Annotated in this window: 10 protein-coding genes and 1 pseudogene; 1 reads left to right on the top strand and 10 read right to left on the bottom strand. The window is 43.4% G+C overall.

What is annotated here, in order from left to right; genetic code table 11:
• Nucleotides 1–123: 123 nt before the first annotated feature.
• From DDA898_RS08315 to DDA898_RS23125, 4 genes are all read right to left on the bottom strand, one after another.
• Nucleotides 124–1827, bottom strand: a complete 1704-nt coding sequence (locus DDA898_RS08315; RefSeq protein ID WP_038910884.1) for a DUF2326 domain-containing protein — start codon at nucleotides 1825–1827, stop codon at nucleotides 124–126.
• Nucleotides 1818–1895, bottom strand: coding sequence for an ABC-three component system middle component 6 (locus DDA898_RS23895; protein WP_369073782.1), 78 nt, complete (start codon nucleotides 1893–1895; stop codon nucleotides 1818–1820). Before DDA898_RS23895 ends, DDA898_RS08315 begins: the two co-directional genes overlap by 10 nt.
• Before the next feature lie 157 nt (nucleotides 1896–2052).
• Nucleotides 2053–2643, bottom strand: coding sequence for a hypothetical protein (locus tag DDA898_RS08310; RefSeq protein ID WP_038910883.1), 591 nt, complete (start codon nucleotides 2641–2643; stop codon nucleotides 2053–2055).
• Nucleotides 2636–2887, bottom strand: coding sequence for a hypothetical protein (locus DDA898_RS23125; protein WP_152490677.1), 252 nt, complete (start codon nucleotides 2885–2887; stop codon nucleotides 2636–2638). The genes DDA898_RS08310 and DDA898_RS23125 overlap by 8 nt, the downstream gene beginning before the upstream one ends.
• A 200-nt stretch (nucleotides 2888–3087) precedes the next feature.
• Between DDA898_RS23125 and DDA898_RS23635 the strand changes: the two genes are divergently transcribed.
• Nucleotides 3088–3333, top strand: a complete 246-nt coding sequence (locus tag DDA898_RS23635) for a hypothetical protein (RefSeq protein WP_236616730.1) — start codon at nucleotides 3088–3090, stop codon at nucleotides 3331–3333.
• A gap of 46 nt (nucleotides 3334–3379) precedes the next feature.
• Here the strand turns inward: DDA898_RS23635 and DDA898_RS08300 are convergent.
• The 6 genes and pseudogenes from DDA898_RS08300 to DDA898_RS08275 all read right to left on the bottom strand — a co-directional run.
• Nucleotides 3380–3783, bottom strand: a pseudogene (locus DDA898_RS08300) (transposase); the annotation flags it as partial.
• A 228-nt stretch (nucleotides 3784–4011) separates the two neighbouring features.
• On the bottom strand, nucleotides 4012–4980 hold the full coding sequence (gene sbnB / locus DDA898_RS08295) for a 2,3-diaminopropionate biosynthesis protein SbnB (RefSeq protein ID WP_038910880.1): 969 nt from the start codon (nucleotides 4978–4980) through the stop codon (nucleotides 4012–4014).
• Nucleotides 4981–5017: 37 nt separating this feature from the next.
• Nucleotides 5018–5977 carry a 2,3-diaminopropionate biosynthesis protein SbnA gene (gene sbnA / locus DDA898_RS08290; protein WP_038910878.1) on the bottom strand — a complete coding sequence of 320 codons (960 nt, stop codon included), beginning with the start codon at nucleotides 5975–5977 and terminating at the stop codon, nucleotides 5018–5020.
• 51 nt (nucleotides 5978–6028) lie between these two features.
• Nucleotides 6029–8335 carry a M28 family peptidase gene (locus DDA898_RS21710; RefSeq protein ID WP_152490675.1) on the bottom strand — a complete coding sequence of 769 codons (2307 nt, stop codon included), beginning with the start codon at nucleotides 8333–8335 and terminating at the stop codon, nucleotides 6029–6031.
• Nucleotides 8336–8530: 195 nt separating this feature from the next.
• Nucleotides 8531–17518, bottom strand: a complete 8988-nt coding sequence (locus DDA898_RS08280; RefSeq protein ID WP_081639234.1) for a non-ribosomal peptide synthetase — start codon at nucleotides 17516–17518, stop codon at nucleotides 8531–8533.
• Between the two features lie 43 nt (nucleotides 17519–17561).
• Nucleotides 17562–18539, bottom strand: a complete 978-nt coding sequence (locus DDA898_RS08275; protein WP_038910876.1) for an AMP-binding protein — start codon at nucleotides 18537–18539, stop codon at nucleotides 17562–17564.

Here is an 18539-nt window from a genome sequence, read left to right as displayed (position 1 = left end):
TATGTTCTGACATAGTCCTCAATATTTATTAAAGCCAGAAACTATTTTTCCGATAAGATATGAAGGTATAAAGAGTGGTTAATAATATAGACTCTGATCATATTTTCAGAGCCTATGATTATTTTATATTTTAAAAAACTTATCATCTTCACTTAATTCGAGAACTGTGTGCTGCTCTATAAAATCAGTGTCTACTGATGACAGTTTATCTTTTAATATAGACAATATATACTGGCCGTTTATAGATGATGCAATGTCAAATAATGTTTTTATTTGGTTGGAATGTATGGCTTCAATTCCATCATGCGCAATGAATCTTAATGTTTTTGAATTATTTTCTTCTTGTGTTGAAAGATAAGCGAGGTCAAGTGCTGAAACCTGAGCTTTCTTTTTACCTTCACCTTGATTGCCTTTACTTTTAATTGCACCTAATGGCTCAACTTTAAAAACATAGTTTCCTTTGCTTTCATCATAACTTAATATATATTCTTCATGATATAATTCCTTTGTATATGCAGAAAAATATTTATTGAAAACAGATAGTTTTTCGTTAAATCTTTCGAGATTCACATCAATCTCAGAAGCAACTTCATTTAGTTTTCCTCTAGCTTTTTCTATTTTTTCTTCATAATCCAATATTTGGTTTAATGAGCTTTCAAAACTTCCCTTGTTTTCATAAAGCTTATTAACATCTTTCTGTATTATCTGAAGATCACTTAATGATCCTAACTGAGATAATTCCCTCAAGATACTAGACTCTTTCTCCAGCCATATATTTAAACTTCTTTTTACCTCATCAATATTTGTAATCAATGATTCCATTTGAGAATTAATAAACTCAACTTTCTTCACTATCATCTTATTGTGAAAATCAAGTGCCTCTTCAAAGGTTTTACTTATACTAACAACTCTGAAAGTAACTTCTTCGTAAAGTTTTTTTAATTCGTCAGGGTCTGTATTATCTTGCTGTTCAAGAAGATCTTTTATTGCTTTTTCATTTAAACTTCTTTTCATTTCAAGAACAGACAGATCTAATGATAGTTGAGATACTTTTAATTTTATAGCGTTAATTTCATTCATCTGCGCAGAATAAGACTCACCTAAATTGTAATTGGCGATATCTTTTTCTTTCTCTTTAATTTCCCTTTCAATGACAGATAATGATTGTTCTATAGAATTTTTAGATCTTATTTTCAGAATGACATCAAATTCTTTTTCAATTTTTTTTAGTTCTTTCCCTATTTTTTGCTTTTCACTAAGAATATTAGCATTGTCAAAACCGAATAGGAAAAGATTAAGTGTTTCATAATCAGCCAAAGACGCCATTTGTAATGTTTTTAATGCATTAGACATCTTTTCAGTTGAGTTTCTAACGAAACGAGACATGATTTGTCTGAATGTCGGCTTCAGCGAAGAACTCAAAAATAGATTGAGTTTTAAAGCTTCATGGAGTGACGACAGATTGGTGAAAACCGTACCATTTATAGTGGCGTGAATTTTTGAGTTAGCGCTAATTATTCGACTAATAATCAATTCACGATTACTAGTCGTATTTAATATAATCGTGAAGACAACTTCATTATCAATCAAGAAACTCTTTATCGCTGAATCTTCGGTTTTAAACTCAGGGTCTATATAAAAGTTCTCTTGTTTAGCTCCCAAGCAAAAGTCAATTGCTCTCAAAGCTGTTGTCTTACCTACGCTATTCCCTGTTTCTGATTTCTTTACTGTACTTCTATCCAGAATCAAGTTCACACCATTATGAAAAGAAATATCTCTAATCATCCCAAGAGATTGAGAGTAAACCTCCAGTTTTTTTAAAAACATATGATAATGTCCCCTTGATTATTAACATCAACCAAATCCAACAAATAAAGCCAATCTAATGTGTACATATACTGAGAAAATGTGATTTTTTGTTCGCGGATTTTTTAAATTTGTCAAAAAGATATATGCTATCAATTACCATTGATGGTTCATTTTTAATACAATGCAGTAATTTAGCACCCAAGTAATAGATCGTCTGATCGGGTTTTAGGCTGTCAGATAGTATCATAATGGTTTTTCCAACACTTTGCATTCAACAAACGCATGGAAAACAATCAACTCAGAATGTATTGCTATTTCTTCAATACTACAATTAATTGATGAGATAGACTTTGCACACGTTTTGTTTATGTGCTCTATAACACAATCAATTATCTCATCAGAATTCTCCTTTATTATAACCCTTCTAATTTCCTCGACTTCCTCTCTTTTCTTCCCTTTTACAAGCTCTTTGTTTTTAAGAAGAATATCACCAACACAATCTTTGTATTTAGAATTTATATATTCAAGTGATGTTTCTCTAGCCGATGCTCTAGATTCATTTAGCGTCGTATATGCCGTTTCTATCATGGATACGTAGGCGTAATAATATTCTATTTTTTCTCTATGTTTAATTATGTCATTGAATTCTATTTTTCTCTCAATATCATAAGATTGGTAATTATCAGATGGCACATCTTTTCTTGGTGTGCCGGATAATATTGAAACCAATTGCATAAATATAGAAGGGGAACGTACAACATCTACAATTGAATCTTGAATCACAATCTGAGTATTATGGGAACCAAAACCTCCTTTCTGAGAGATCTCACTCATTTTTGTCATCCTTGCCTGTATTAACGTTCCCAAAGTATACATTTTGATTATTTTTTGAAAAAGCGCCACCTTTCTGTTTAACAACGTGTCCAGAAGGCGCCTTACCCACGACAAAAGTACCTATAAAGGTTAAAAGTAAACCTAATGCTGTAAAATACCATGTTGTATTATTGGTAAACCAAGCTGAGACAAAAGCAGTGATACACCCTAACAAACTCAGTATACTAATGATTTTTTTAGCCATTTCGTATCTGCTATATATACGCTGTATCAACACAGCGGAGTGAAAACCTCACTCAAAAATGTGTAAATTCAATATCTCATACAGATTAGTTGGTTACAACACATACATGCCTATCATGCCCTCTATACGTATGTAACGCTCAAATCATGATAATGTTTGTTCTGAAAGACCGTTCAATCATAATTTCAGCACCCAAAAGTATAAGTGAGGATATCCTCACTTATACTTCTCGCTCTTCTCATAAAACGGTGGTCATTTTGGTGGTCTTGACAGGAAGAGACTTCCGGCTTAGCTTACTTATTAGCCATTTACTGGCAAAGGCGATCCCAGTCAGAGGAGCCAAATTTATCAAGGGGTTGCGTATGCAGCCCTTTGCATTTCAGAATTCTTTCAGAAAGCCATTTCAGAATATCCTTTTCGATACATTGCATAAAAATCGAGTCTGACACTTTCACGAAAAAGTGTCACGCCCGCACCAGTATGCCGTCTCAATGGTTTCTCAATCCAGTTTTGCCAGTATTTGTAGCTGCTACGATGAACCCCGAACACGTGGCAGAGAGAGGCCGCAGGATAACGCGCCCTAAGTTTCGCGATTAACGAGAACTGTTCAGGGAGTCTGACATCAAGAGCGCGGTAGCCTTTTTTAATATTTCGTTTTCCATTTCAATACGTTGTAGCTTTTTCTTTAGCTCACGTATTTCGATTTGTTCCGGGGTTATTGGAGAGGCGTTTGACGTTTTGCCCTGCCGTTCATCACGCAGTTGTTTTACCCATTTAGTCATCGTAGAAAGACCAACATCCATAGCCTTAGCGGCGTCAGAAACGGTGTAATTTTGGTCGACAACCAACTGAGCGGATTCACGTTTGAATTCAGGACTAAAATTTCTTCTTTTCATTGGTGTACATGTGTTGTTCTGAGGTGAGCATATCACCTCTGTTCAGGTGGCCAAATTCAGTAAACCACTTCACTTGTCGGGCAGGCATAGAGGTGACCTTATTGAATTGGTGGAACAATCAGTAGATCACATAACTCTATGCCTGTCTTTTTTTACCCACCCATTACTGGGGATTCCTCAGCGCTTTCGCGTGGACTTTTCTATGCATCCGTATCACGTTGGATACAGCTAGTCATCCAGATCAACGCCAACTCCATCTTGCACTGCTCTTCGGTAATAATAAGTCGAAATCGCCACATCAAATATCGCCATTCCCATTGGGTTGAATATTATCGGCGAGTTTGGTGGGAAGGTATGCATTTTGTTTTCGCAGACGATCTCGGTAATCGATTGAGTATCACTTTTTTGTAAACCGCGCTGCAGATGCATCAACTCGATATCCGTATTTTCCCGACATACCTCATCCCAATCATCAACAATAATCGATGAGGTATAATCTAGTATCTGCGGTTTAAAATCACGTAAGGAAACATTAAGTAGCAATGAGCGATCTTTAGGTCTTTTATCAATATATCCTCCGGCAGAGACAGTACAGGTAATAAAAATATCTGCCTGGTGGTACGCCTCTTCCCAGCTTTGTACTATTGTGACACGTTCCCTGATCGTTTCAGGAATGAATTCTTTTTTAACGCCAGAAAGATCGTATAGCAGGACCTGAGAGATACTATCCCCTAGTAACTCGCTCATCATCTGCAAATGTAATTGTCCAATTGGACCAAAACCAATAATACCCACAGTTACATTATGCAGTGGAAATCGCTTAGCATATTCTTGGATCATCAATCCAGTGACCGATGCCGTGCGAATACCACTAACTAATGCGGTGTTCAGTACTGCCAGAGGCTTTCCGGTTGTAGATTCATTTAATATCGTGACCGAATGCGCTCGCTGGATGCCATGTAGGATATTTTTCGGGAAACTGGCGATCCATTTAATCCCGGCCATATCGATATTCCCACCGATAAAAGCAGGCATTGCAATAATACGATTTTCCGGGTTTCTATATCGTAGATAGGGCTTGATTGGTTGTGCTACTTCATTATGATATAAAGTGAAAACTGCATTCTTTATCGTTTCAACAGTCTGCAACCAGTCAATACCAATTTTTTTTATGCTTTCCGTATTCAAATATCTCATCTACTTCTCTCCAGTCAATTAAGATCATGTTACTACTCTATGCTTTAATACATTCCTCACTAAACATATTCACCCACTCTTTATTATAAATGGTGTTCACATATGGGATACCATTATCTGCACAGATAAAAATAACATTTGGTTTTTTACTAAACTTTTTATCTTGGAAATAGGTCTGGATTGCCATATATACACTACCAGACGACCCTCCTGTAAAGAGAGCATGTTTTTCCAGTATCTGATGGCAGCCATTAATTGCATCCAACTCGGACACATGCATAACTTTATCAACCTTTGCTTTCTTTAGATTTGGTGGAACAATACTGGAACCAATTCCTGGAATAAATCTCTTACGTGGCTCATCGCCAAAAATAACAGATCCTACCGTATCAACGGCAACAACCGTAATATCTGGAAACTTTTCCTTTAGACGCTTAGACACACCAGCCAGTGTTCCGCATGAACCAGCACCGATAAAAATATAATCCAGCTCATCAAAGCTTCTTGCTATTTCATCACCCAGTCCATAGTAATGGCCATCGACAGCATCTGGATTACCATATTGATCAGTCCAGAATGCATTCGTTGTTCCTTCCATTAGTTCTCTTACCCGACGTAACCGGGTAAGTAAGAATCCTTTTGTTTCGTCACGCTCTTTCACCTTTTCCACTCGGTTTGTTAAAGAAAACAGTACATTTTCATAAATAGAATTAATGTTAGGATCGATAACCGGAATAAAGGTAATGCCTAGTTGCTTGCATAATGTTCCCAGTGCAATAGCAAAATTCCCAGAAGATGATTCTATTATGGAAGAGTTAGGGCGGATATTTCCACGACTAATTGCTGCATCCAGAATGTAAAATGCAGGTCTAATTTTCACGCTTCCAGATAGATTTTGATATTCTAACTTGGTAAAAAGATTAATCTTATCATGTTTCAATGGTACTAATGGAGTATTCCCAATTAGATGCTTTAATGCATGCAGTTTTTCCAGCATTTATTTTACCTCCATAAATGTTAATATTATCTTTACACTATAAACAATACGTTAAAATTCGAATGTTTTGCTCACTATTGTTGAGTGATCAAAGAATCGCTGAGGAATAAATAATTCTGTTCTTGGCATATACATTTTGCTCGGGATGACAGGTAAACCATCGATCACTTCAGATACGATCAATTTTGTTTTCCTCATTGAACCAAGAGATATTACCAATGGGTACTCTCCTGGTGCGAGATACTCAATGCACCATGGATTGACGTGACTATTATTTTCTAAAATGAAACCATTTAAAGTTATATGGTCAATATTGGGATTATTAATCTGGAGCAGATATCTGCTGAGTTTACGTTTTGACGTCACAACCACGCGGATCTTACGTATACCGTCAGCATCAACCTGTTGGTTATCGAGCTGCACTTCTGCTGCGGATAAAGGCACAGCCGTTGCATTCCCCGTTAGTAGCTTTTTATCTGCAAAAGCAAAGGGCAATACCTGAGTAGCCATATCTCTTTGCGGATGTGGCAGAAACTGTTCAAGATATTCATCTGTAACCTCGCTCCAACTGACCCATTTCGCCTCCCCTGTGTCAGCATTCAAGTAATAAGAGATATTATTCCCTTTTGGTCTGTCGCTATCTGGCTGTCCTCGGAAAAAAGCACAACTAAATAATATAACGGTTATCAGCATGGCAATCCCAGGCAACAGCCAAAATCGGGGGGCCATCAACACAGATAATGGGGCCAGCAGCAATTGCAAAGCTAATACGACCAGAGCCATCGCACAGGCATTAATCGTTGCAGAGAGAAAAATAAAAAATAGGTTGAGAATTGAAGTCAGAAAAAAAACGACTGGTAATGTCACAACCAGCATTGATACCGGGTGGCTAAGTACAGTTTGTGGTTGCCTACTGTTCAGGGCACAACCAAATACGAGTAAGCTGGACAGTAACGACCAGCTAAAGAAATCGCTCCCACCGGGGAGTAAATATGCCACACACAAAATAAGCAGAGACCAAATAAGCAGGCCACCACTCAACATATTAAGTAGACCAAAGCGCTGTTGACCACGCCCTAGCATCACAACTGTCAGCGCAACCGTCAGAGTGACGAATCCACCCTCATATAGTAGATTATCATACAGCCCTCCCATGGGGGCATACATTTTCCCTGCCCATAACGCCTCAATTACCAACCAAAGACCAAGGACTAGAGCTGGGATAATAATGATTCCGCATAGCTGGATAAATGTCGCCTGTACTATCTTTTTTAGAGACAAACGATGTTGCTCTACACCGCGAATTAATAAAATGACGGCTAGTAATATTATACCACTCGTAATCCATTTCACCCAAGATTGTGGATAATGGATCAACAATCCGAATGCATTAAAATATGAAGCATCCGTATCTTTCGTTTGCGAAAGGTCTGTGTTACCTAATTTACTACTTAAATTAAGCGCATTATCACCATGATGTTGCAGAGAAGACAGATCAATATTTTCAACACGATCCCTGCTAGTGTGATAAATCGGCCAGTTTCCCCCAAAGGCAAAGTTCATTCCTGACACTTTTTTCTCATTCGAGACAGAAAGATCTGTGCCATTTGGCATATAGCGATATAGATCCCCCATCAGCGAATTGCTGACCGGATGAAGACCAGCCTGGGCGAATTGTTTTATAAGCCATCCATTTTGTTCGCTAGTTTGAAACATTAGCGAAGCACCACTCGCTCCACGAGCCTCGAAGTTTAATACAACACCAACATCATCGCGCCAGAGATGATGATGCCAGAAAAGCTGAGCACCGAGACTGCCAGGTTCTTCCCCATCAGTAAAAAGAAAGATAACGTCATTTTTTAACGCAGGTCCCTGCATTAATGCCCGCAGCGTTTCCAATTCTGTCGCCACTCCGGCACCATCATCACTCGCTCCAGGCCCCGTTTCAACAGAGTCATAATGCGCCATCAGAAGTACCGCTTTATGACTAACCGTTCCTTTTAGACGCACGACCACATTTGTTACTACAGCGACACTGGTGAAAGCACCATCGGAATAGGCAATACCCGATTGTGTTTCTGGTGTCAGCCCCATACTTTTTAGTCTGGTAATAAGATATTGCCGTACTCGCTCATTTTCTTTCGAACCTGTTGGGCGTGGTTCCCTGGCGATATCTTTTATTATAGCTAGTGCTCGTTCTGCAGAAAAAACGTTCGCAGGTGCGTTAGCTAATTTAGGCTCAGGTGGTTTTGCCTGCCATAGTGTTAATAATACCACCATAGGCAATACGATTAAAAAACCAACCTGACTGAATCGTTGTATAATTGTCGCTTGTGTACAGCCACTTCTTTTCCACACAATAAATTGCCTTTTTTAATCATGCAATAACGACATTAACTTCATGAAGAAATTAACTATCTATTATTCACAAAAATAAAACAAACCTGTCGTCGCAATCCATGACCACACAATAAATTATAGATTGTCAGGCCGAAAATTTTTCGAGTCTGACAAATTATAACGATAAAGTAAATTAAGGAATTACTATTCCACCTAGGTCCTATTGACGTAACTTCGCCGTTTTTCAGTCAGTTTTCTTCTTTTATCAGCTCTATTTTCCACCTGATTTACCTGTCTAGGCTCGGTGATTACTGATTTTTCTTTTGCGAGAAAATCGGATAATCCTCGAATAGTGGGATACTGGAATAAATTTATTATTTCAACGGGGGGAGTTCTTCCCCTCAATTTCAAATTAAGCCTTGTCTGAAGGCCCACGAGTTTCAGCGAATGCCCGCCTAATTCATAAAAATTATCATCTATTCCTACCTTTTCAACCGATAACACTTCGCACCACGCCTGTGCCATTAATTCCTGGATATCATTTTGCGGCGGAACAAAGTGCGAAGATGCTCGACGTGCCGACTCATCTGGTTCAGGTAACGCTCTGCGATCCAGTTTTCCATTCACGGTAAGCGGCAGCGTTTTCATCATGACTAAAGCAGAAGGAATCATATAATAAGGTAGAGTCTTCTCTAATTGCTGTTTTATTTCAGCACGTGGGATAGAAACTGCTGTAACAAGGTAAGCGACTAATTCTACTTCACTATCGCAATTCTTTCTTGCCACCACTGCGACATCATCTATCCCTGTAATTTTACGAAATTGACTTTCAACCTCACCCAGTTCCATACGGAAGCCACGAATTTTCACCTGCTGATCAGACCGCCCGAGATATTCTATTTCTCCAGCAGGTAACCAGCGTCCGATATCACCGGTTTTGTACAATCGTTCCTGCAAAACAAGATTTTCGCTAAACCGTGTGGCGGTTAACTCTGGCTGATTCAAATATCCCTTTGCAAGACCGGGACCACCAATATATAGCTCTCCGATCGCACCAGGTGGGGTCAATTTACCAAATTGATCGAAAAGATATAACTTCAAATCAGGAATAGGTCTGCCAATATTACTCACCGTCCCTTGAACAAGATCCGAGGCGGTAATCAACTTCCAGGTCACATGTACTGTTGTCTCGGTGATACCATACATGTTGATTAGTTGCGGTTTGTTGTATCCATAACGATCAACCCAAGGTTGCAGAGTGGTGTAATTCAGCGCTTCTCCACCAAAAATGACATAACGTAGGGCAAGCTCATTGGCTACAGGTTGTTTTAGGTCAGCCTGGACTAATTGTGCAAAAGCAGAAGGTGTTTGATTAAGTACGGTGACTTTTTCCTTCCTCAGCAATGAAAAAAAATCATTTGGAGAACGCGTGATGGATGGGTCTACTACTACTAGCGTTCCACCATGCAACAGTGCCCCCCATATTTCCCAAACCGAGAAGTCAAAGGCAACAGAGTGAAACAGTGTCCAGACATCCTGCTCATTAAAATGGAACCATTCTGCAGTTTGGCTAAATAGTCTGACGACATTAGCATGAGTGAGCATGACACCTTTAGGCACCCCAGTGGACCCCGATGTATAAATGACATACGCCAGTTGGTCAGGGGCAATCTGTAGGCTATCATGCATTCCCTCTTCCCTTTCAATGTTATCCCAATCGGTATCCAGTGTAATCACACTAATACCAGCAGGTATCGGGGATTGCTCTTGCAACACGCTTTCGGTTACCAAGACTTCAACCCCAGCATCCTGCAACATGAAATGAACCCGTTCACTCGGATATCGGGAGTCTATCGGCAAATAAGCTCCGCCTGCCTTGAGGATCCCCAGCAAACCAATAATTGTGTTAAACGAGGGATTAAGTAACAAGCCGACCAAACGATTCGCCGTCGTTCCTCTACTACGCAGATAGAATGCGAGTTTGTTTGCCCGATACTCCAGCTCACCATAGCTCATTTCCTCACCATTATGACGAACGGCTATAGCCTGCGGTCTCTGTTGTGCTTGTTGCGAAAATAAATCGACCAGACTGGCTATATCGCATTGCTGAGGTACTAAATCCTGGTTCCAGTGATGGGTTATTACGTTAACCTCATCAGCAAGTGCTATCTCAAAATCACCTAGCACCTTATCACCGGCAAGCACTTGTTCAGACAGATATGCCATTCGTTCCAGCAATCGTGCTGACTGCCACATTCCCTCATCAAAGGCGAGACGGATATCAATACCCACAGACGATTCTTCAATAATGAAATGCACTTCACTAGCTTCATATGACTCATGCACGGCCAAGTGTGCATGATGTTCACCACGGTGGAGCTCGCCAAAGTTATAGAAATTCGTATAGAAACGGATGCCTTCCTGACCCAGAATCTGTCTCTGTGTAAAAACAGAGATGTCTTTGTATGCTCTTGTCGCACGATGCATCTGTGAAAGTTGCAATGCTATTGCCGTAAAGCTGCTTTCAGGCGAGGAAAAAAGTGAGTGGGCAAACACCTGCGGCTGAACTTGATATAAACAACCCGCAACGTCTAACTCATGTTTTTCACGCCCGGCCAAGACATTAAACAGAATAAAATCACTTTCCGGTTGGTAGAATCGTGCCAGTAAGATACCAAGCAACGCATGAAAATACGTTGCCAGCCCTACGCCAAGTTCAGCACAATGCCGCTTAATATGTTCAGCATGCATGCGGTTGAAACACGTCGTTTCCAGACGTGGTCGTCTGACCTCATTACGCGAAGAGCGAGCCTGCACCAACGGTTCTACCTCTCTGGTCGCTTGCGTCCAGTACCTGGTCACCTCCTCATGATCGAAACGTGCAATACGTCTGACTACGGCATCGTGAAATGCCGCATGCGGTGATATCTGCTGACTGGTAGCCAACTCGCCCTGATAAACAGCAGCCATACGCTGGAAGAAACGGTGTGCTGAATGGGCATCCAGAACAATATGATGACAGGTAATAATCGCAGTATAGTTTCCCGTAGTCTGGTGCCGAAAGAGCAGATGGCGTACCGCATAATCAAATAAATCAAATGGCTGCTGAGCGTTATGCGCCAGGACATTACTGAGGTCGTCCCCTACGATGATACGGTAGTCTAACAACAACTCACTATCGACACACTGCCAAAATGACCCGTTTAGCGTGAAGTAGCGGCTCTTCAAAACCGGCATTTCTTCCGTAACCTGCTGGACGATGGCTTGCCATCGGGACGTATCAATATGTGTTCCCAGATCAACAGAGTATGTCAGCCCATATTGCCCACTAGTAGGGTTATGCAGATAATCTAGATATAAATCCCGCTGAACAGGAGACAGCGGTGTTACCCTCTGAATGGCAGATTGCGACAGCAACAATGCACGGATATAGTCGTCATCCGTGACGCTTGGTAAGGAAATGGATGCGGCGAATGGCCAGGCAGGAATATCCCCACCATGTTGCTGAGCGATCAACGCCGAGAGCTGTTGCAGTGGATTATCCAATGCACTCGTCAGCATCAGGCTCCAGACATTGATCATTCGTTGCATTGATTCATGGCTGAACAGGTCAGTACTGTATTCCAGCGCCCCGTGATATTCTCCGTTCACCGCGATAAAGCTTAGTGTCAGGTCATATTTGGCAATTGTGTGGGGCGAGTCCATCAACTCAAATTCAAAGCCGTCTAGATCTATGGCTTGCGCTGGCACGTTCTGCATCACGAACATCACCTGACACAATGGCTGTCGATCCAACTGGCGTTCCAGATGCAATTCATTAACCAACTTCTCGAATGGCATATCCTGATAGGCGTAGGCTTCCAGCAAACCCGTTCTCACATCAGCCACAAAGTGTTCAAATGTCGGATCAGAGGACAAGTTGTTGCGGATCGCCAGAGTATTAACAAAGAAACCAATCAGTTGCTCAACTTCAGCCCGGTTCCGGTTAGCTATCGGCATACCAACAACAATATCATCGGCACCTGAATATTTTTTTAATAGCACATTAAACAGCGAAAATAAGATCATGTGAGGTGTTACCCCCCACTGCTGACTCAGTTCACCAAGTTTTTGATGCTGTGAGCTCGATAGTCTGAATTGTAATTTTTCGCCCTGATAACTCGGCATACCGGGACGTGTAAAGTCGGATGGAATTTCCAGCACACCACTATAGCCATCTAAATGCTGCATCCAGTACTGTAACTGCTGGTCATACTCCTTACCTACCAACCATTCTCGCTGCCAGATCGAAAAATCCGTGTACTCTATTGGCAATGTCGGCAATTCTATTTCCTGAAAATACGCCATAAATTCACGGATCAATATGGAAACAGACCAGGCATCCGCTGCAATATGATGCACAGTAAACAGTAGAAAGTGCTCATTGCTGGTGATGCGTAATAACCGAACTCTGAACACTGGCCCATGCGTTAAATCGAATCCGTATTGTGACTCGTGAGCAACAGTCTCCCGCCATTTTACTCTGCCATTTTCTCCATCGTAGGTAATATACTGAAAATCAAACATACCTTGCTGGTTGATATCATTGACCACTTGTACCGGCGAGTCATCGATAACCTGAAAGGTAGTACGCAATACCGCCTGACGTTGTGCCAGTTTTTTAAATGCCATCTCAACATCAGTTGCATCAAGGTGGCCTGTAATACGAATCAGTTGCTGAATATTGTAAAATGGATTTCCTGGATTTAATTGATTAAGGAACCATAGACGCTCTTGGGCAAACGACAGAGGGACAAGGTGTTTACGCTGGTAGCGGTGCAATTCAGCCGTGCTGTCCGTGCTAATCACACTCGTGCGCGCCGCATCAATCTGGCTAGCCAATTCCCGCAGTGTTGGATTAGCAAACAGACTATCAATCCGCACTTCGATGCCAAAATAGCGTCGAATCCGCGAAATTAACTGTGTCGCCAACAGAGAGTGTCCGCCCTGTTCAAAAAAATTATCCAGCACACTCGTTTTATTCGTGTTGAGCAACTCTTCCCAAATGCTGGCTAGCGCCTTCTCTGTCGGCGATTCTGGCTCCTGAAAAGTCGCCAATAATGCGCCTTTACTCACTGCTATCCGCCGTAATGACGCTTTATCAGGTGTTCCTGTACTGTCTATGGGCATCGTTTCCAGCCAATTGAGATCAAAACAGGAGATAGCACCGAAAGCATCAGACAAATCATTACGCGGCAATGCAGCCATAACCGCAGCAGGTTGCGCTATACCCGTATAGTAACAGCGCAGCCGTTCAGCCGGCTGCATAACGTTACTGACCCGGCTAGCCACATAACGTTTTGCTGGATTCAGCCCAACGAGCGTTGTACCTGGCTCACGGCAAAGCACTGCCAGTAATGACACCAGCCCTTGTTTTGCACCGAGAGACTGAAAACCTTTTGCTTCCGCAAGTTTGTTGAATGGTGAACCATGACTAATACCAATATTTCGCCATTGTGACCAAGCGACTGAGTAAATACTGATATTGGCAGACGCTGCCGCTGACGGTAAAGCATCAAGCCAGGCATTGGCGGCAGAATAAGCCCCTGCCCCAAAGCCGCCAAAGGTGCCATTGACGGAAGAAGAGAGCACCAGAAAGGAATTGGCACGCGTGGAGAAAATCTCCAGTAGCGATTGGGCACCCGACACCTTGCTGGCAAAAACCCTTGCTAACGTTTCTGGAGTTTCATCTTCGAGCAACCGTTCATCCATCACACCAGCAAAATGGAATACACCGGTTATCAGAGCGCCCCAGTGCGCTTCTGCTTTACTAACTGCCGCTTGCAGAGCCTCCGTATCGGCAACCTCTACTGAGGCAAATAGCAAATTGCCCCTCTTTTCCGGTCGTAGAGTCATCCTTCCAGGATCCGAAGCACTGGCTGAGCGGGAAACCACCAGAACTTTCGCGTTAAACTGCTCGACTAGCATCTGAGTGACAAGCGAACCGATACCACCCGTTCCCCCGGTGACCAGATAATGCCCCTTCTCTCTTATTGGTAATGGTAACTGTCCCTGCTGCATATCAATGGCTGTCAGCAACGGAACTTTCCGTTCACCATTCCGGTACGCGACCTCGCGCGCAAACGCCTCACCAGTAAGTTCCTGCCAAAAGGCTTTCGCCACCACAGACGGCGTGGCGACGGTATCAAAATCAACATGAAAACAGCGCAAATCAGGACGTTCCAACGCCAGTGTTTGCAGTATACCGGCAAACGCGGCGTTTTCAGGAACCGCGCGATCGGAGGCTAAAACTGGCCAGGCATGATGAGTAATGAGCGCCAGACTCCGTAACGACATTGCACTGCGATCTACCGCATTCAACAGGCGAATCAGGCCATATACCCCAGTATCTCGCTCCAAAGCAATATCGAAAGGCCATGCCTGAATCAGATGTGTCGGCGACTCACTCAGATCAGAAAATACAGAAGTAAAATCTTCAACCCTGCCCGCATCAATCACATAATGAAGATTGCTGAGTTTTTCAAAGCGCCTCCCAGCCTCAACAAGAACGGCAACGCCCCCTTCAGCATGGATAAGTGATACCAGATTGCCACCCACCCCCTCTGCTGTACCGAAAACTATCGCCATTTTCACGGAGCGGGCAACATTAGCGGAGCGCTGACGTGTTATCCATTTTCTGCAAAGGAACTGATCCGGCAGGGTGTTATCATTGCCCAATGCCATATCTATCCGTTTTACCTGCTCATCATACAGTCCGTTTAGATAGGCATTTCTCATTATGTCTCGCTGGATCTTGCCACTCGTCGTTTTCAGAAAGGTGCTTTTTTCCAACGGTAAAACAACACGTGGAGAAATCCCCATCGTTGCAGTGACAGAGGTGCGTATCGCCTGGATGATCTGCATCTGTTGAGCAACGTCATCCGTTTCAGAAACGAAGAAAATAACCAGCGACTCAGTGCCGATTACCTCATCCTGTATACTGGTGGCTGCTGTAAAGGTTGGTAAAACACCATTGTTACGGCCGACTATTTCTTCTATTTCATGGCAGTAATAATTCGTACCATAAATGATGATAAGCTCTTTTTCCCGGCCGGTAATAAAAAGCTCACCATTCAAAATAAAGCCAAGGTCACCGGTATTGAACCACCCGTCACCAACAAACGATTCCGTATTCGCCTGTGAATTATTCAGATAACCCGGTGTCACCACACCGCCGCGGATCTGAAAACGGCCGATCACGGCTTCAGGTAAACAGACATTGTGTTCATTGACAATACGCATCTCCACACCGTTAACAATGTGTCCCGAACTGACAAAAGTCAGCACATCACTACGGTGAACTTCGCGGGTAAAAACAAGATCGCCGCGCAAGGAAGCTTTCACTACGCGTACCGCATTAATATCACGATCAAAATTGTTGCAGAACGTCATGCAGGTACACACTTCCGCCATACCAAATGCAGGTTGCATCACTTGTTCCGTGACACCGAACGGGCGCGTTGCATCCAGAAAATCACTGATAACGGGTAAGGTTACCTGTTCTCCTGCATTCATCAGAAACCGGAGTGAATCCAGTTTCCATTGTCGGTTACGGTTCGGTTTCAGTGCTTCGCTGACTAACCGGAAACCAAAGTTCGGTGACCAACTGTGAGTAACCCGGTGTTTTTCTATGAGGTCCAACCAGCGTAAGGGATCGTCAAGCACATAATCAGTGTCAACATGAAGCTGTGAGCAGCCAAGATACACATCTTTCAGATGTGATGTCAGGATAGGAACAACATGATCAAGATGCAGCCAATTTAAGCTAATGTCGTCCGCATCATATCCATTGTACTGTTTCCCCGCATTGATATGGCGAATAATCTTTTCATGTATCTCCTGAATACATTTGGGTTTACCGGTACTTCCTGATGTGAGTTGAAAGAATGCCAAATCACCAGGCTGTACCTTGTGGATTTCGCCAGCCTGTTGTAGCGATTCCAGAGCCTCAACTGTCAGGATTGTCCCCCCCTCCATGGGATAAAGGGCACACATCTGTTGCAACTCAGGCTGCAAATGTTCCGTTGTCAGGATGAGTGGTTTTTCCAGCAATGTCCAAGTGTGCCAGACCTTTGCCACAACGCCATTTTCTTGTTGATAAGAAGGGGCAATCGCTACCGTTGCGGGGATAATCCCCCCTAACATGCAGGCCCAAAAGGCGGAGAAATGATCTGCCAGGTTATCGATCTGCAAAATGACGCGCGCACCCGGGTGAAATCCGTACCGTTGCAAGCCACCAAGAATATTTTTCGCTCTGCATACCAGATCCGGGTAGCTAAGAAACGTGTTCGTCCCGTTGGCATCAACAAATGTCAGCCCTTTATCAGGATAACGGTGAGCGGTTTGTTGTAGCGCTGTTGACAAATCACGTGGGCATGTTTGCGGGATAACCAGTTCACCACCACGCTGCCAAGCAAGCGGTTTATTCCCCGTAGTCATGTCAGTTGTGGCTGGTACCTGCGTATTCGCATTGCCATATTTCTCACGCTGTCCCACTACAGCCTGCGCGTAATTAATTGTCTCCTTAGGAAAAACATCCTCCAGCGCCAAATGCCCACTTTCATCCTGATGGGGCACCACAATGCTGCCCACAGACGCAACTCCAGCTTGCTCACCGATATGCGCCTCTATAACACGGATCCTTGCTGGCGAAATCAACGGCATTTTCAATAAAGCACTGTCATCAACATAGCCATTGTTTAACGGGATAGCGGTGACAGCGATAATATTGAGCATCGGTTGTCCGTAAGGCATCTCGAAGCACAACTTATGGCCCAACTCTTCTGTACTGGCACGATCATCAGCAAGCACAACATAGGCAACAGGCTCAGCGCATCCGTTCGGCATTTGTGTAATTAATACCACCGCATCTGCCACTTCGTGGCAGGTCACCAGCGCGGCGATAATTTGGTTGGTATCGCAGATATGCTGGCCGGTAATCATCAGGTTCTTCGCCTGATTTTCAACCCAGAGCCATTCTCCTTCAGCAGATAACTCCGCTTTTAACCCCGTAGCGACTAACTGACAACCGTCCCACAAGTGCATCTCACCTACCATTTCCTCTTCAACTTCATGCCCCTGTGGATCCAGCAACGCAGCACGCCCAATTCGCGGCGTACCCAGCGATAAACGGCCCCGTCTGAGGCTGGTTCGCGTCGGCATCAGATTCAATGGCAGCCCCGCAGGCGCAAAACAGAAATAGAACTCAGTGGTCTGTTCGGCAAAAAAATGAGGCGATGGAAGTACGATGAAGCGGCTCGCTGCCAGACAAAATCACACGAAGTCTATCGGGTATCCGCCATCCGCTCCCAGCAAATGACGCTAGCAGTGGTGCATCAAAATAAGCCACATCGGCCTGAATATCGGCAAGTACATCAGGCGACACCTGCTCTCCTGGGATCTGCACAGGTAATGCTAGTGTCGCTCCGCTGGTTAGCACCCAAAGTGCGTGATCCAGCCAACTATCTGCTTGCTCAAACTGCCACAGAGCGTAGACGTCGTATTCATGCAGAATCAGCGTTGCTTTCCAAGATGAGATCCTGTCTGCCAGCAAAGCCTGGGTGAGGAACACCTCATGACCACATAAAAAAGTCATCACTCCACCCTCTTTGGCCGCAATTTCAGGCGGAAGCTCAACCGGCATAGCATATTGCTGTCGTTCGACCGTGATAAGAGGATACACATTCGCAGTAAATACCTGCACGGAAGAAGGTTCACAGAGCACACAGGACACACTACTGCGGGAAAACACCGCCTTAGCTGTTACCACCGCATTGTCAGGAGAGGCAATGACCGCGATGCCCCCCGCTCTTAACACTCCCAGAATCGTCAATAAACGCAGGACAGGATTGCTCACATAAACACCGACCTGGGTGCCAGGTATAACACCTTGCTTCCATAACATGCTGGCGACATACTGCATGCCTACATACAATTCGTGGTAGCTGGCTACCTCTTGCCCCCATAGCACAGCCCTGTGATTCGGATGTGCCAGTGCCTGCAATTCGAACTGCTCAGATATCGTCTGTGGTGCAGAAATCGCCTCCTGTTCACGCATCAATTCGACATACGTCTCCTCAATGAGTGCGTCCGGCACATCAGATTCCGCTATCGATAATTTTTCGGCTAAAAACGTAATAATGGCCTGGTAGGCTTGTGCCTGTTGCTCTGACTTGATATCCAT

Source organism: Dickeya dadantii NCPPB 898, assembly GCF_000406145.1.
GTDB classification, from domain to species: Bacteria; Pseudomonadota; Gammaproteobacteria; order Enterobacterales; family Enterobacteriaceae; genus Dickeya; species Dickeya dadantii.
The sequence above is the reverse complement of the archived record's forward strand: the minus strand, read 5'-3'. Positions and strand labels throughout refer to the sequence as shown.

Coding starts and splice junctions, on each gene's coding strand:
- DDA898_RS08315 (WP_038910884.1), bottom strand. CDS start 1,827: ATGTTTTTAAAAAAACTGGAGGTTTACTCTCAATCTCTTGGGATGATT.
- DDA898_RS23895 (WP_369073782.1), bottom strand. CDS start 1,895: ATGTACACATTAGATTGGCTTTATTTGTTGGATTTGGTTGATGTTAAT.
- DDA898_RS23125 (WP_152490677.1), bottom strand. CDS start 2,887: ATGGCTAAAAAAATCATTAGTATACTGAGTTTGTTAGGGTGTATCACT.
- DDA898_RS08310 (WP_038910883.1), bottom strand. CDS start 2,643: ATGAGTGAGATCTCTCAGAAAGGAGGTTTTGGTTCCCATAATACTCAG.
- DDA898_RS08280 (WP_081639234.1), bottom strand. CDS start 17,518: ATGCCGACGCGAACCAGCCTCAGACGGGGCCGTTTATCGCTGGGTACG.
- sbnB (WP_038910880.1), bottom strand. CDS start 4,980: ATGAGATATTTGAATACGGAAAGCATAAAAAAAATTGGTATTGACTGG.
- sbnA (WP_038910878.1), bottom strand. CDS start 5,977: ATGCTGGAAAAACTGCATGCATTAAAGCATCTAATTGGGAATACTCCA.
- DDA898_RS08275 (WP_038910876.1), bottom strand. CDS start 18,539: ATGGATATCAAGTCAGAGCAACAGGCACAAGCCTACCAGGCCATTATT.